This window comes from Pseudoalteromonas distincta, from assembly GCF_000814675.1.
Taxonomy (GTDB): Bacteria; Pseudomonadota; Gammaproteobacteria; order Enterobacterales; family Alteromonadaceae; genus Pseudoalteromonas; species Pseudoalteromonas distincta.
This window is the reverse complement of record NZ_JWIG01000029.1, coordinates 159104-175538: the sequence shown is the minus strand read 5'-3', so window position 1 is coordinate 175538 and position 16435 is coordinate 159104. Positions and strand designations below refer to the sequence as shown.

General features: G+C 38.2%; 12 protein-coding genes and 1 pseudogene. 8 read left to right on the top strand and 5 right to left on the bottom strand.

From position 1 onward, the window contains the following. Window positions 1-265 precede the first annotated feature (265 nt). Window positions 266-712, top strand: a complete 447-nt coding sequence (gene yfbV / locus QT16_RS18260; protein ID WP_024596543.1) for a terminus macrodomain insulation protein YfbV — start codon at window positions 266-268, stop codon at window positions 710-712. Here the strand turns inward: yfbV and QT16_RS18255 are convergent. From QT16_RS18255 to xthA, 3 genes are read right to left on the bottom strand one after another with little or no spacing between them, the layout of a single operon-like run. Beyond that, the gene (locus QT16_RS18255; protein ID WP_039489927.1) at window positions 709-1524 is read right to left on the bottom strand and encodes a putative RNA methyltransferase; all 816 of its coding nucleotides are present in this window, start codon (window positions 1522-1524) and stop codon (window positions 709-711) included. The genes yfbV and QT16_RS18255 overlap by 4 nt on opposite strands. Further along, window positions 1521-2168: an energy-coupling factor ABC transporter permease gene (locus QT16_RS18250; RefSeq protein ID WP_039489925.1), complete on the bottom strand. Its 648-nt coding sequence runs from the start codon at window positions 2166-2168 to the stop codon at window positions 1521-1523. The genes QT16_RS18255 and QT16_RS18250 overlap by 4 nt, the downstream gene beginning before the upstream one ends. Before the next feature lie 5 nt (window positions 2169-2173). After that, window positions 2174-2980, bottom strand: coding sequence for an exodeoxyribonuclease III (xthA, locus tag QT16_RS18245; RefSeq protein WP_024596546.1), 807 nt, complete (start codon window positions 2978-2980; stop codon window positions 2174-2176). 240 nt (window positions 2981-3220) lie between these two features. On the opposite strand from xthA, the gene QT16_RS18240 reads away from it, so the two are divergent. The 4 genes from QT16_RS18240 to rluB all read left to right on the top strand — a co-directional run bounded on the left by QT16_RS18240 (window position 3221) and on the right by rluB (window position 6012). Next, complete coding sequence (locus QT16_RS18240) at window positions 3221-3652, top strand: hypothetical protein (RefSeq protein WP_007582577.1); 432 nt, start codon at window positions 3221-3223, stop codon at window positions 3650-3652. A gap of 227 nt (window positions 3653-3879) precedes the next feature. Next, on the top strand, window positions 3880-4401 hold the full coding sequence (locus QT16_RS18235; RefSeq protein ID WP_002959711.1) for an EF-hand domain-containing protein: 522 nt from the start codon (window positions 3880-3882) through the stop codon (window positions 4399-4401). A 151-nt stretch (window positions 4402-4552) separates the two neighbouring features. Beyond that, window positions 4553-5143 carry an SMC-Scp complex subunit ScpB gene (scpB, locus tag QT16_RS18230; RefSeq protein ID WP_039489922.1) on the top strand — a complete coding sequence of 197 codons (591 nt, stop codon included), beginning with the start codon at window positions 4553-4555 and terminating at the stop codon, window positions 5141-5143. Continuing rightward, window positions 5140-6012, top strand: coding sequence for a 23S rRNA pseudouridine(2605) synthase RluB (rluB, locus tag QT16_RS18225; protein WP_024595359.1), 873 nt, complete (start codon window positions 5140-5142; stop codon window positions 6010-6012). Before scpB ends, rluB begins: the two co-directional genes overlap by 4 nt. An 81-nt stretch (window positions 6013-6093) precedes the next feature. Here the strand turns inward: rluB and QT16_RS18220 are convergent, their stop codons facing one another. After that, window positions 6094-6840, bottom strand: a complete 747-nt coding sequence (locus QT16_RS18220) for a YciK family oxidoreductase (RefSeq protein WP_002959717.1) — start codon at window positions 6838-6840, stop codon at window positions 6094-6096. Window positions 6841-7046: 206 nt separating this feature from the next. Between QT16_RS18220 and QT16_RS18215 the strand changes: the two genes are divergently transcribed. Together QT16_RS18215 and sohB are read left to right on the top strand one after the other, a co-directional pair. Next, the gene (locus tag QT16_RS18215) at window positions 7047-9476 is read left to right on the top strand and encodes a VolA/Pla-1 family phospholipase (protein WP_039489919.1); all 2430 of its coding nucleotides are present in this window, start codon (window positions 7047-7049) and stop codon (window positions 9474-9476) included. A gap of 100 nt (window positions 9477-9576) precedes the next feature. After that, window positions 9577-10593: a protease SohB gene (sohB, locus tag QT16_RS18210; RefSeq protein ID WP_039489917.1), complete on the top strand. Its 1017-nt coding sequence runs from the start codon at window positions 9577-9579 to the stop codon at window positions 10591-10593. Between the two features lie 96 nt (window positions 10594-10689). Here sohB and QT16_RS18205 read toward each other — a convergent pair. Continuing rightward, window positions 10690-12023 (bottom strand): annotated as a pseudogene (locus tag QT16_RS18205) (dicarboxylate/amino acid:cation symporter). A 193-nt stretch (window positions 12024-12216) separates the two neighbouring features. On the opposite strand from QT16_RS18205, the gene QT16_RS18200 reads away from it, so the two are divergent. Further along, a complete protein-coding gene (locus tag QT16_RS18200) occupies window positions 12217-16185 on the top strand; it encodes an Ig-like domain-containing protein (RefSeq protein ID WP_039489915.1) in 3969 nt (1322 codons plus the stop codon). Window positions 16186-16435 lie beyond the last annotated feature (250 nt).

Sequence of the window (16435 nt, the reverse complement as noted above, 5' to 3'; positions counted from 1 at the left end):
AAATTTAGTAAGTGAACGTTAATACGTGATAGTTACACTTACGGTATTAAATAAAGCTAAAACAATTGAATGTTCAACTGCAAAGTGGTTAACGCAATGTTAAATATTTTACCTTATTTATGATGTTTAAGTTAGGATTGTTCGCCATTAAAGGGTAAATTTAAGCTCTTTTACTGAGAAAGTGTAACTCCCTCATTTTGTGTTACACTTTGGGTATAGCTCGTTTTTCTATTGTATTTAAAAGCAGTATCTGTGAGGAGTCATGATGCAAAAAAGTGTGATGTCACAACTACAAACAGGCCGTTTGTATGGTAAAAAATGGCCAATGCGTAAAGAGCTTGCGCCTTTGTTTTTAGAGTTTAGAGTGATTAGAGCGACTGAGCTTGCCATTACAGTAATGCCAATCTTGGCTATGCTAACGTTGTTTTTTCAGCTTAATTACTTAGGATCTGATTTTTTACCGCAAGCTATTGCGAGTGCATTATTTTTTATATCGTTACCTTTACAAGGTTTATTTTGGTTAGGTAAACGAGCGCAAACGCCTTTAGATCCTGCGATGCAAAAATGGTACAACGAGCTGTACACTAAAATGGCGGCTAATGGATATCAAACGCAGTTAAGTGAAAACAAGCCCCGTTATATGGAGCTTGCTAACTTACTTAAAGATATGTTTGAAAAAATGGATAGAGCATTTACTAAAGAGCAGTTTTAGCGGGTTATACCATTATCTATTTTGGTAAACTGAGTAATATAAAATGATAAGGTGACATTGTGTTCACCTTTTTCTTCGAGTGCTGTCCAGTGCTCGGGTCTAAATTTCCATGCAAATGGCGTCATCATTATTAAGTTTTTAATATCAGTAAAGCTAAGCGCTACATGCTCTGTTAAAAGAGCCTGTTCTGCTTTTTGAAACCCTTTTGGCGTGGCTATTTCAGTATGTTCGTTTACTTCTGAATATATATACGATTTTAGCTCTTTTAAATGATAAGGGCCTGGGCTTGCTACCACTAATGTTGCGTTTTTATTAGCAAGACGTTCAATCTCTTCCTCAAACAAAGGTGCAAATACGCTAATAAGTATATCAGCAAATTGACTTTTAAAAGGTGCTTGGCTAATTGATGCAACACTAAAATGGCAATTAGGGTAGCGCTTTGCTGCATATTTAACGGCAGATTTTGAAATATCGACACCGTATACAACTGCGTCTGTTTTACTTGCTATTGCTTGGGTATAAAACCCTTCGCCGCATCCTAAATCAATAACCGTATTCGAACTTATTCGACCGACTAAATCGCTAAGATTTTGTTGTAAAAAGCGGTAGTATCCACGCTCTAAAAATGCGCGTCTAGCTTGTACCATTTCAAGGGAGTCGCCCGGTTGTTTTGAATTTTTTTGTTGCACAGGCAGTAAATTAACATACCCTTCTTTGGCAAAATCAAAGCTGTGGTTATTAGCACAACGAAGTGTTGAATCAGCTTTCAAAAGTGCGAGATTACATAGCGGGCATTGATATTGTAGACTCATGAGTCTAGGTAGTCCTTATCGTAAAAAGTTTTTACCCAATGCGGGCGATAGGTGATCATAATTGTTATAGCCATGCCGTTGAGCATTGCTTCAGGAAACCAAATTATGGCACTTAAATAAACGTAGTTATCTGCAAGTTCTTGCCAATTGTATTGCCCTATAGCTAAGTAAAATAAAGCACCTAGGCTTATTTTTATACAGGCTATAAACCCTGCAGTTATAAACGCACAAACAAATATATAAACAAAAAAATGACGAGGTAAATACTGGTAACTAATTATAAAGCCAAGGTAGCTTAGTAAAATAGGAATAAACGCACCAATAATCAGTTGTACTGGTAACAGTTCAAGTTCAATTTGACCAAATGCAGTTAGTAGCGCTGTGGCAAGTAGGCTACTTAAAATAGTCAATCGCCAGCCTAAAATTAATGTCGCGGCCGTAACGCCTAATATGTGTAAATCAAGGCCAGTTAAAATTCCTGCTTTTATTCGCCAAAGCACTGCAAACACTAACGCACATGCAAGAACTCCAGTTTGACGGGCTGGCGTATTAAGCAATGTTTTATATGTTTTTTTATCAAAGCTTAGTAGGGCAATAATAATTACAAGGGCCCAAAGTAGCCCTTGTATTGTTATGCTTAGCATAGTAATTACTTAAATGTTGACCATATAGGGGCATGATCTGAGGGTTTTTCAATACCGCGCAGTTCGTAATCAATACCAGTATCTATACAGCGTGCTGCAAGCTCATTAGTTGCAAGTACTACATCTATTCGAAGTCCTCGGTTATCTACAAACCCTTTAGAGCGATAGTCAAACCACGAATATTGATCGTCTGTTTCTGGGTTTTGCTCTCTAAAGGTGTCTTTAAAGCCCCAATTAAGTAATGTTGCAAGCCATTCACGCTCTACCGGTTGAAAAGAACATTTACCCGTTTTTAACCAACGTTTAGCATTTACTTCGCCAATACCAATATCTAAATCGGTAGGTGATATGTTGATATCGCCCATAACAATGACGTCTTGATCGGGGGTGTGGTTGGTTTCAAGGTGTGTCATTAAATCTTTATAAAATTGTCGTTTATAAGGAAATTTAGTTTCGTGATTAATATTATCACCTTGTGGGAAGTAGCCATTCATGACTGTAAGGTCGCGACCGTTATCTTGTTCAACAGTGACGCTTATCATGCGTTTTTGCGATTCCTCTGTATCGGTAGCAAAGCCTTTTAAAACCGATTTAGGCTCTTTTTTGCATAACATAGCTACGCCATAATGGGCTTTTTGGCCATGAAAGTAGACGTGATATCCCATTTTTTGTACATCTTCTAGTGGGAATGCTTCGTCATGAACTTTAATCTCTTGCAAGCCAATAACGTCTGGTTGATGTTTGTCGATAATTGCTTGTAATTGGTGAAGACGAGCACGCAGACCATTGATATTGAAAGAAATCACTTTCATAAAATTTACCTTAAAATTGGATCTATTTAATGAATTAAATTGTATCAGTAAATACGCGTACATAACATGACTGAAATGAGAAAATAGCTGCGCAAATGTTGATCAATTGGTGGGTAAAGTTTAAACATTGTAAATGTAGTATTAACTTTTTAAATAAATAAAAAATTCAATTGAACTTAACTTTATTGAATATATAATGCGCGAAATTCACTTGTTTAGCTCGTTCAAATAGGATCTCTCATGAAAACACAACTACTTTTAGCTACTGCTTTATTAGCATCTGCAACTGCTTCAGCACAAAGCAATACTTACTTCAGTCAAGATAATAAAATTGAGTCTAAGTTATGTGTACTAAGCGCAAACGAAGGCTTTAGTGTTGCTCGTAAAGAAGCTGCTCAGCACGGTGTTTACTTATCTCGTTTTTCTAAAAGCATTTTATGTAATGGTGAAGATATTCGCGATATTGCTAAAAAAACGACATTAAGCAACGCATCAGTTGAGAAAGTAGAAGTATTTGCAAAAGACGCTCAACAAGAAACTCAATTATGTATGACGGCTTTAAAACAAGGTTTAGCACCTGTTCGTCAAAAAATTGGTAACTTAAACTCATTAAAATGTAATGGTCAAAACGTTACTGAGTTTGTTAAACGCTACCAAAACGCAGCAATCTAATTATTAGCTGAACTATATAACTAAAATTGAGATACCTGGTTTTTTACCGGGTATTTTTTTGCAAAAATTACAAGGTTGTTTGCAAAGCTTGCAAGCTTAACTTATTGAAACTGTTCAACAAATGTACCAATCAAGATTAAGTTGTTGATTCTTATAAGTTAACTATTATTGGCATTGGATTTGTATTAGTTAAAGTGACATTTAATTAATTACGAAGGATACGTCTTATGAAAAAGTTAACATTAGCAGCCACTATTTTAGCATCATTAAGCCTAGCGGCTTGTTCATCTAATCAAGGTCTTGAAAGAATAGACAGTGACTTTGCAAGTTTAGATAATGACAGCGATGGCTACATCTCAAAAGTTGAAGCTGATGACGATAGCATTTGGGGCCATTTTTCAAATATTGATACCAATATGGATAACGAAATTAGCCGCAAAGAATTCAACACTTACATGAAGTTAAACAATGGTAAAGTAGCCACTGATTCTGAAGTAAGTGAGTCGGCATTTAAAGCTGAAATCGCTAAATTCGATAAAATTGAAAGCAGCTTTTCGAGCTTAGATAACGACAGTAATGGCTATATCTCGGTAGTTGAAGGTAACGATGATGATATTTCAAATCACTTTGGTTACATGGATAAAAACCAAGATAAGCGCATCAGTAAAAGCGAGTTTATGGGTTACATTAAAAAATACGGTAACGCAGTAGCTGAAGATGATGCATTAGAAGCCATTAAACACAGCTAATATTTGTTGTTTTAAAGAGTAAATTAGAAGCCAGTGATAATCACTGGCTTTTTTGTGTTTAAAATCTAGTTATTTAGTAGATATATTTTCCTAGTTTGGCGTTGTTCTGTCATAATAGATGGCTGTGTATTTTTATTTTTTAAGAGTGTGTATGGCGGGTCGGCGAATTAGTGATGAACAACTAGTTGAGATCATTGAAGCAGCTATTTTTGTTGCAGATAAGCCTGTGAGTAAACGCCACCTTAAAGATACTGTATTAGTAGATTTAGCTATTTCTATGGCGCGAATAAACGACGCAATAGATACAATACAAGAACATTTTCAAACTCGTGGTATTCGCTTAGTTGAAGTTGGTAGCGGTTATCGTTTTCAGGCATGTAGTAGTTTAAGCCCTTGGTTAAATAACTTGTGGCAAGAACGCGCACCAAAATACTCGCGTGCTTTACTGGAAACATTATCACTTATTGCATATAGGCAGCCCATTACGCGCGGTGAAATTGAGCAAGTAAGGGGTGTTACTACGGGTTCGAATATTATTAAAACCCTACTCGAAAGAGAGTGGGTTAAAGTGGTAGGGCATAAAGAGGTTCCGGGTAAGCCGGCTTTATATGCAACTACTAAACAATTTTTAGATTATTTTTCGTTAACTGGACTTGAAAACTTACCTGCGCTGCCAACAGAGCAGCAAAGTAAAATTAACCAGTTATTGAGCGATCCTTCTGTGAGAGAACCATCCGAATGAGTATTATACAAGGTGAAAAGTTACAAAAAGTCTTAGCCCGTGCAGGCGTAGGCTCACGCCGCGAAATGGAAAAATACATTGATGCAAACCGCGTTAGTGTAAACGGTAAAGTGGCAAAGTTAGGTGACCGTGTTGAAGAAACTGATTTGATTCGTGTTGACGGGCACACTGTAAAGATTGAAGAAAAAGCAGATAGAATCTGTCGTGTGATTATGTATAACAAACCTGAAGGTGAGTTAAGCACACGTAAAGATCCAGAAGGGCGTCGTACAGTATTTGACCGACTTCCTCGTATTGATGGTGAGCGTTGGATTGCGGTTGGCCGATTAGACGTTAATACTTCGGGTTTGATGCTCTTTACTAATGATGGTGAATTAGCTAACCGCTTGATGCACCCAAGCTATGAAGTAGAGCGTGAATACTCTGCGCGTGTATTTGGTGAAGTAACCAATGAAACGGTTAAAAACTTACTACGTGGTGTTGAGCTTGAAGATGGTCCAGCCAAATTCACGACTGTAACCCCTATGGGTGGCGAAGGCGTTAACCGCTGGTTTAACGTAACGTTAAATGAAGGACGTAACCGTGAAGTACGTCGTTTATGGCAGTCTCAAGATGCGGAAGTATCTCGTCTTATTCGTATTCGTTACGGTAAACTAGAGCTTGATAAGCGCGTGCCACAAGGTGGTTGGATGGAGTATGATTTAGAAACAGTAAACTACTTACGCAAAACCGTTAAATTAGGGCGCGAGACACAAACTAAGCTTTCTGTTATGCCTGAAAAACGCAAAGATAAACGCGCTAAAATCAACCAGATCCGCAAAGCAGTTAAAAAACACAATCAACGTGTTAAGCCTACTAAACGTAAATAATAAATTAGTTATTTATTGAACACAAAAAAGCCGCTAATTGCGGCTTTTTTAATGTGTTGTTTAAATTTTTTAAACTCTAAATTACTTTTTTACTTGAGCATCTAACGATTCGCCATTCACTTTACTAGAATCATCGCTCATCAAGTATAAGTAGGTTGGCATTAAATCTTCTGGTGTAGCAAGCGCGTCTCTATCTTCTCCTGGGTATGCAGCAGCGCGCATAGAAGTGCGAGTAGCGCCTGGATTAATACAGTTTATACGAATATTCGTTTTGCCTACTTCACATGCCCATGTTTGCATCATGCCTTCTACTGCAAATTTTGAGATGGCGTATGGCCCCCAAAACTCACGGCCTTTGCGGCCTACACCTGATGACGTAAATACTATCGATGCATTATCAGACTTACGAAGAACAGGAAAAAGCGCTTTAGTGATCATCGCTTGCGCGGTCACGTTTACTTTCATTATGTTTTCGAACGTAGATGAGCAAAAATGTTCAAGTGGACCAAGTGACCCTAAAATACCTGCATTATTGAGCAAGCCATCAAGGCGGCCAAATTGATATTCAATTGTTGCAGCAAGGTCACGATAGTTTTGTTTAGTTGCGCCTTTTAAGTCCATGGGCACAATTGCAGGTTTAGGGTAACCCGCATTAACAATTTCATCGTAAACACATTCAAGTTTATTAGTTGTTTTTCCTAATAAGATAACTGTAGCGCCGTATTTTGCATACGTAATTGCTGCTACTCGGCCAATACCATCACCGGCGCCTGTTATTAAAATAATTTTATCTTTAAGTGCGTTTTCAGCCGCTTGATATGTGTGCATAAAAGTACCCATTCATCTATTTTTTTTGATTTTAACATAGCGAAACGTGAAGTAATCGAATTTATTGTAAAATTAGGTGGCGAAAATAGAAACTTTACGTTAAGTTTAACTGGTCTAATGTCTCATTAATAACCTGATTACATTGTTTTAACTTAATACACTGATTAAACACACTATAAAAATAAAATATGTGCGGAGCCAACAATATGAAAAAAATGCTACTTTCACTCTCTGTTACAGCTGCCTTGGCAGGTTGTGGCGGCGGAGAAACGTTAGAAGATGTTAAGAACGACACAGCAACCGTTATTCCAACAGCAACGGTTACATTTGACCCTGCTGCAGGTATCTTATCGGTACCTAATGATTTATTAATGAGTGGAACCCAAGACGGTACACTTAATATTCCTGGAGAATTAGATGACGACAATGTGTCTATTTCTCGAGCAGCTTATGCTGACCCTCAGCTTGCATTAGGTGCACTTGATGGTTGGTCTTCGCAGGTTCCTTATAAAATCGATTTAACATTTCCGCCAAATGTGAGTTTAGATGAAACGTCTGCTGGGACACCAGGTACAGTTCGCATTTTTGAAGTAGTAATGGGTGCAAGTTTAACTGACGCAGAATGTTCAGTTGTAGCTGCAGGTACAGCTTGTAAATTGGTCGGTGAGCTTACTTTTGGTGTTGATTTTGTTACTCAAGCTTCTGGTGATGCCGTTGCAATTATTCCTTTAAAACCATTTACGGCAGGTAGCTCATACATCAATGTACTAACTACTGGTCTTAAAGATTCATTAGGGCGTTCTATCGAGCCTTCTTCTACTTATGGGCTGGTTAAACAAGAAGCGCCATTAATTACAGAAGCCCAACTTGGTTTGCAGGGCGCTGTTAACAGTTACGAAAATGTAGTTGTAAGTTCAGGAAATATAACAAAAGAAGATATTATTTTTTCTAGCGCAATGACTATTCAGTCTGCGGGGCCAGTACTTGGGACAATTAAAAAATTGCTAGCTGCAAGTTTGCAACAGCCTGCGATGCCAACGCCTGCGCTTCAAGTTCCTGAACAACCGATGGTAAATGTACAACAGGTATTTGCTTCTCAGGGTGTAGAAGTGTCTGCTGCTTTCTCTGGTGTTCAATATCAAAAAGGTAGCATTATGCTACCGATGTATTTAGGTACACCAACGGGTACTGATATTAGTGATTTAAGTGATACATATTGGCAAGGTATGTGTGATAACGCGGTGGCAATAATCGGTTACGAGGCCGTTGCTGGTGATGCATTTCCGACAGATCCTATTAGTGAAAATGATGGTTTATGTTCTGCATTAAGTGACGGGCAATTACGTGACTTAGGACTAGATAGCACACGTCATTTAACAAAATATAACTCCATTCCAAAAGTACAAAGCATGGCAAATGTGCCAGTGCAAGTTACTAAGCCTATTTTACCAATAATTAATGGTGTACGTGCGCAGTTACAATTAGATCCTATCGCAATGCCTGATAGCGGATGGCCAGTTGTTATTATGCAACACGGTATTACAACACAAAAAGAAAGTATGCTTGCTTTAACGGCGCAGCTTTCTATTCAAGGCTTTGCAACAGTTGCTATTGACCATCCAAGACATGGTGAGCGTGGAATAGATGTTGATGGTGATGGAACAGACGACTTTAATGCAACAACGGGTTCTGTGCTTAGTTACATGAATTTAAGTTCATTACTTGTTGCGCGTGATAGCTTACGTCAATCAGCGGCTGATTTATTAGGTTTACGTTTAGGTCTAAACTTTATTAATGACGCAACGATTAATGCACAAGATGTAACTTACATTGGTCATTCATTAGGCTCTATTGTAGCCCCTGCATTTATTGCACAAGCTAATAACCCATTAGCGCCAACTGTCGACCCATTATTTAATGTAAACACAGTAGCACTTGCAAGCGGCGGCGGCGGTATAGCTAGCTTCTTACTAGAATCAGCTGCATTTGGTCCATTTATCCAAGGTTCAGTACTTTCACAAGCAGGTACAACAGAAGCTGATGAGTTTAACGCGTATTTACAAGCTGATGCAGTGTCTAACTGTGGTGCAGTATTGCCAGATATGGAAGCATATTTAACCTGTGGTTATAACGAGTATGTAGCTTCGTTAACTACAGCTGGTGAAACAAGTAAGCTTACTAATATTCAAGGAGTGTTTACTCAGTTTGCATTTGCGGCGCAAACAGCGCTAGATAGTGGCGATCCAACTAATTACGCAGCCACTGTGAAAGCATTAGGTACTCCTGTTTATACTAATGTTGTTGTGGGCGATGGTGTTGATAACAAGCCTGACCAAGTGATACCACCAATGGCAGCAAATAATCCTATTTCAGGCACAATTCCATTAGCTAACTTGATGGGCCTTGAAACAGTAAGTACTTCGCAAGCATTGAGTGAAACACCAACCAGCTACTTAGTTAAATTTACTAAAGGGCATCATGGTTCTATATTAACGCCAGCTCAAGATGCTGCACAGGCTGCAACTGTTGAAGGCAGTGCTGCCGCTAATACAGAAATGCAGTTGCAAGTAGCTACTTACTTAGCTGCTCGCGGTCGAATGTTATTAGTTTCCAACCCTGAGGTTGTGACTGATTAATAACCAGTAAAATAATTAACCTTTAAAAGCCACTGAAAAGTGGCTTTTTTTTGCTTTAAAGCATGCTAAATTAGCTGAAATTTATAAATGGAGAAACCAGTTGGAATTTTTATACGAATACGGTTTGTTTTTTGCTAAAACAATTACTTTTGTTATCGCTATAGCAGTTATTCTAATGCTAATAGTTGGCGCTGCAGTTAAGCCTAAAGCCAAAAAAGGTGAAATACAAATTGACGACATATCAGAGCAATTAGTCGATCTTAAAGAAAGTTTTCTACAAAATACGCTGGGTAAAAAAGAGTTTAAAGCGCACCAAAAACAGCTTAAATCGCAAAGTAAAAAAGCAGACAAAGATGAGCCTAAACCTCGTTTATATGTAATTGACTTTGTAGGTAGTATGGACGCTCACGAAGTAGAAAGCTTACGAGAAGAAATAACAGCCATTATCTCTATTGCTAACCCAAGTAAAGACAAAGTACTTATTCGTTTAGAAAGTGGCGGCGGAGTAGTGCATGGCTACGGACTTGCTGCATCTCAGTTACAGCGTATTAAAAATGCCGGTATTCCTTTGAGTGTTGCAATTGATAAAGTAGCAGCGAGCGGTGGTTACATGATGGCGTGTGTAGCCGATGAGATACTGGCAGCCCCTTTTGCCATAGTTGGATCTATTGGTGTGATAGCTCAAATACCAAACTTTAATAAAATATTAAAGAAAAATGATGTTGAATTTGAGCAAATAACTGCAGGTGAGTTTAAACGTACGCTTACTTTATTTGGTGAAAACACAGATAAGGCCCGTGAAAAATTTCGTGAAGAAATTGAACAAACACATGATTTATTTAAAACGTTTGTAAGCACTCAACGCCCAAGCTTAGATATAAACTTAGTTGCGACAGGCGAGCATTGGTTTGCAACGCAAGCGATTGATAAAGGTTTGGTAGATGTTATAAAGACAAGTGATGATGCATTGCTGGAGCAGCAACATGAGCGCCAAATTTATAAGATTAAATACAAAATTAAAAAGGGATTAAGCGATAAGCTAGCTCTTGGCTTGAGTAGTGGTGTAAATAAAGTGGGAATAAACTTACTCTCTAAATTTAAATCTCTAAATCCTTAGATTCGAATTTTTTTACGATTCAGTTTAATTCTTTCTACTCGAAAAAAAACCTTGATGTATTGCATCAAGGTTTTTTTATAGCTGTATAAATGTAGCTTAAGAGTCAATAGATTTATGATAATCCTCTAAGTCTTTAGCTGCATTAGGGTCGTAAAGATGCTCTCATCAAGTTCCCCTTCAGATTTAGCCACAACACAGGTAACCATACAATCGCCGGTTACATTAACTGCTGTACGTGTCATATCTAGCAAGCGGTCTACACCGATAATAATTGCAATCCCTTCTACAGGTAAGCCAACTTGGTTAAGTACCATGGCCAGCATTATTAAACCAACACCAGGTACGCCTGCTGTACCTACAGAGGCAAGTGTTGCTGTTAATATAACCATTAGGTAATCAGAAATTGTCAAATCGACACTAAACACTTGTGCAATGAATACGGTAGCCACACCTTGCATGATAGCAGTGCCATCCATGTTAATGGTAGCACCCAGTGGGATAGTAAATGAGGCAACCGAGTTATTAGCACCTAGTTTTTTAGTAGCAGTTTCAAGTGTAATAGGCATAGTTGCGCTTGAGCTCGAGGTACTAAATGCAAATAAGCATGTGTGCTTCATTTTTGCTAAGAAAATAAGCGGGTTTAAGCCCGTTAATATTTTTAAAAGCAATGTGTAGTTTACGAAAGCATGTAATAACAGCGCAAGCACTACAACGCCAAAGTATTTGGCTAGGCTAACAATTAAGTTAAGCTCAATTGTTGTAAATAGTTTTGCCATTAAAAAGAACACGCCATAAGGTGCAATGTTCATTAACAGCGTAACTAGTTTTAAGATTACTGTGTTTAAATCTTCAAAAACACTTGCTACGCGTTTGCCTGTTTTACCACTTAATGCCATTGCTACACCAAATAATAGTGCAAACACTATAACCTGAAGCATATTACCCTTGGCCATTGCTTCAAATGGGTTAGTAGGAAACATATCTATAATTACACGTGCAAGGGTAGGCGCTTCTTTAGCATCATAAGTTGCATTAGATGGTAGGCTGATGCCTTCACCAGGGCTAAATAATAAGGCAAGTGTAATCGCCACTGTTATAGCAATAGCTGTAGTTAATAAATATAAACCAATAGATTTACCACCTAGGCGGCCTAGTTTTTTAGGGTCGCTTAAGCTACAGGTACCACAAACGAGCGATACAAAAACAAGAGGCACAACTAACATTTTTAAGCTGGCAATAAATATTTGGCCACCAACATGGAAAATACCATCAACAAAAAAGGCTTTAATTGGCAAAGAGAATAACCCAAGTGGTATTAGATAATCGTCTTCACCAGCTAATATAGCCTGAAATATAAAACCTACTGCAACCCCAAGCGCCATACCAATCATGATGCGAGTGGTTAAACTCATTGAACGGATTTTTGACATATTCCCTGATCTACATTTTATAAATTTGCCATAGACTACCAGCAAGGAAATATTTACTACAGAAAAAATTAGTATTTATTTAAAATTATTTTGCGCAAAAAAGTAATAAAAAACTGAGATTTTAGACTAAGTTATAGGTTAATATTAAGTGAAAATTAATTTTGATTATAATAACAACGCTAGGGAGAGGTTCATGCCTTTAATGCGACTGCTCGGCATTTCATTGCTAAGTTTTTTACTCACAGCCTGTGGTGGCGGTGGGTCACTTGAAAAAGACGGCTCTATTAGTGATGGTGATTCCACTACAGAGGCTGCTACATATTCGGTTTCATTAAAGGGATACTCTCAAACAGACGAAACAGAGTCAAATGCTGTTACGGCAGATTCTCCCTTAAACTTAAGAGCAATACTCACTGATAACGACGGTGATGTTGTTGCTAGTCAGCGAATTACGTTTACTTTAACCGATACCGTTGGGGCTTTAAGCCAAACATCTGCACTAACAAATACAGATGGGGAAGCCGAAGTTGAACTAATGGCTGGTACTGTCGAAGGTGCTGGAGAAGTAACTGCCACATATACAATTGATGGCACGACCTATACAGATAGTTTTTCGTTTAGCTCAACAGGTGATGCTGGACTAAATCCAAATAATGAATACGTGATCCAATTACAAGGCTTCTCTCAAGGGGATGGATCTGAAACCAATTCAGTTTCAGGGGATACTCCAATTGATTTGATCGCCACTCTTACTAATAACGGTAATCAAGTATCTGGTGAGGTAATAACATTTTCTCTATCGGGTAATGTGGGTTCTTTAAATGCAAGTTCAGCACTTACACAAACTAATGGACAAGCGAAAGTAGAATTAACATCAGGAACAATTGAAGGCGCTGGTCAAGTTGTAGCAAGTTTCAACATTGATAGTGTTACTTACACCTCAAGTTTCTCGTTTCAATCCGATGGTAAAGAAGGTAACCAACCTGCTTATAGTTTAACTTTGCAAGGGTATTCAAATGGAACGGAAGTTCAATCAAACATGGTTACTTCATTAGTGCCACTTGAATTAAGAGCAACGTTACTTAATGAAGGTACTCCAGTTAGCTCACAAAGCGTTAACTTTTCGTTAGCTAGTAATATAGGTGTTCTAAACCCTAGTTCTGGAAGTGTTTTAACCAATAGCAATGGTATAGCTGCTATTGAGCTTTTAGCTGGAAATATTGAAGGTGCTTCAGAATTATCTGTAACTTACGTAAATAATGGAGTTACGTACTCATCGGAAGCCTTTGACTTTGAATCTATCATTGTTGAAAAGGCTGAAATTACGGTTAGCTTAATAGCAAATAATGGTTCGACCACTCGTAATGTAGATTTTTTAAACCCTGCTGTTGCCCAGGCGCAACTCTTATTAAACGGTGAACCAGGTGCCTTTAAGTTAGTTGCATTTAATTTATCAGGCTTAGGGACTATTAATCCTTCTAATGGTACTGCACTGACGAATGAGGAGGGGATTGCGAAGGTTGATTTATTAGCAGGGACAGAAGCAGGGGCAGGCTCAATAACGGCCGAATATATTGATAGCGATAACACGAGTTACACAGCTGAAGCTTTCACATATACAACTGCCGGGGATTCTCCTGCTCAAGGTGATGCAGATAATTTCACAATTGACTTGAGCCTAATATCGTCAACAACACTAATACAAACGAGTGAAATTAGTGCTAACGATAATGGCCTAGTGCAAGCTCTAGTCCTAGATTCAAATGGTGACCCAGTAGTGGGAGAAGTGGTTTCTTTTAGCTCTACTTTAGGTAGCCTTTTACCAAGCTCAGGTACTGCGCTAACAAATACTAACGGTATTGCTACTCTAAATTTAGCACCAGGTACAATTGAAGGAGCCGGTAATGTTACAGCACAGTACGAAGCTATTACAGAAACGGTAGGGTTTTATACTCGTGGTGATGCTATCGACCCTAATCAAAGCACTGCGGATATCAATTTTAAAATTTTGCAAAACTGTCCGGTTGATTTTAAAACAACTAGAGATGCAAGTTTATGTGAAGAGATAACAAGTATCTCAGGTGATTCTTCAGCTATTTTATTTATTGAAGTAACTAATGAAAATTCAACAACACCATTAACTCAAACTTTAGTAACCGCTACTACCACTATTGGTGCAATTTCACCTACTACAGGTACTGCAATTACAGATTCTAATGGTATTGCGATATTAGATATAGTACCTGGACGTGATGTAGGAGCAGGTGAAGTTACAGTATCAGTGCTAGACAGTAATTTAACAAAAGCATTCCAAATTGCGGCTGTAGACATTGATATTACCCTTACAAGTTCATTAGCAGCGAATGAGTTATTATCGGCTGGAGCTACTGCATTAATCTCTATCGAAATTACTAAAGACGGTCAACTATATACAACCCCATTAAATGTTGAATTTACCTCAGGTTGTGTAGCGAGTGATTTAGCTGTAATGGATGAGTCAGTCACCAGTATTGGCGGTTTTGCGCGCTCAACATACCGCCCTTTAACATGTGAAGGTGGTGATATAATTACTGCCACGGTTATTACCGGAGGTGAAACTGTATCAGGTACTACAACAATAAATGTGTCTGAAGCAGATATTGGCTTCATACAATTTATTGAAGTTACAGAACCAGTGATTTCGTTGAAAGGTACTGGTGGTGCAAATAGAAGTGAAATTTCAAATGTTAAGTTTAAGCTTATTGATTCTAATGGAAATGCATTAGCCTCTAAAACTGTTAACTTTGGGTTATCAACTTCAGTTGGTGGGATCACTATTACTCCAACTTCAGCTATCACTAATAGTGCTGGTGAAATACAAACAACAGTTCAGTCGGGAGCTGTTGCTACGCCAGTTCGTGTTATTGCATCAAGCCAAGAAGAGATAAATGGCGAAGTTGTTATTGTAACAGCACCATCTGATATTTTGGTTATTAGTACAGGTATTGCTGATCAAAATAGTTTCTCTTTATCGCGCTCTGAATTTAACCCACATGGTTTGAATCTTGATGGTACCGAGGTGTCAGTAAACGCACGTTTAGCCGATCACTTTAATAATCCTGTTCCAGATGGTACGGCCGTTACTTTTATTACAGAAGGTGGAGTTATTGAGCCAAGTTGTACTACAACAAATGGAGCATGTAGCGTTACTTGGACAAGTAGCAACCCGCGTCCTTTTACTGATTCAATGTACGAAAATACAATTGCTCAAAAATGTGATGGTGGATTACCTTGTCCATTAGGTATTGTTGAAGGGGATACTCTGGACAATTTAGTTGTTGACCGTCCATTAGGTGGTCGAGCAACAGTTCTAGCTTACGCGATTGGTGAAGAAACATTCTCAGATCTTAACGGGAACGGTTACTTTGATAGTACAGACTTCTTTGATGATTTATTTGATATCCCAGAAGCTTTTATTGATAACAATGAAGATGGCACTTTTGGCGGTAAAGATTGCAGTGATGGAACAGACCCATGTTCTCGTGACAATTCAACTGGTGATGAGTTTGAAGAGTTCGTAGATTTTGATGGTAATGGCACTTGGACTACCCAAAACGGTTTATACAATGGCTTACTATGTCGTGAAGAAGACGAAACCGCAGGACTATGTAGCCGTCAATTGGTTAATGTATTTCAAAACCAAGAGATTGTAATGTCTGGCGATGAGGCTTTCTTTAGGTTAGTAACCTATGCTGATGATTGCTCTGCTATTACAGGCGTAACAGCGACTGAGGTACGTGTAAATAGTGACCCCACAAGCCCTTTAGTGCTTAGTTCAACAGGCCAACGGATGTGTGGAGTTAATTCAATAGACTTAACAGAAGCAACAGGAACTAATAGTGTGGGGTTAACAGTATTCATAGCTGATGTCTATAATAACCCTTTACCCGTTGGGAGTGAGGTAACTATTGCCTCTGAAAATGGTATTCTAACGGGCACTAACAGTTATATCTTTCCTAATACCACAAGTTTTGTGCCTGTAGGCATTTCGTTTGGTATAACAAGAGAGCCAGCCGATGGAAGAAATGATATAACTGATGGTTTTTTAACAATTAGTGTTGAAGCTACATCGGGTCTTATTACGTCAACTTCAATTGTAGTTACTGATGACGCTAAGCTATAATTTTATGATGTTTTAAAAAAATGCCAACCTTTAGGTTGGCATTTTTGTTTCTGTTCTATATATTCCACATCAATTAATCTAAAAACACCTGTTTGTTTAATTTAACGACAAAAATTGTTCGTTTATTCAGTAAATACTGAAAAGTTTGTATTAAAAGCTTGTAACAACTAGTGTTTGTAGATATACCTATAAATATTCGCGCCGCTTATGTCGGCAAAACACATTTTTAATATTTGGTTAGAAATAGGCA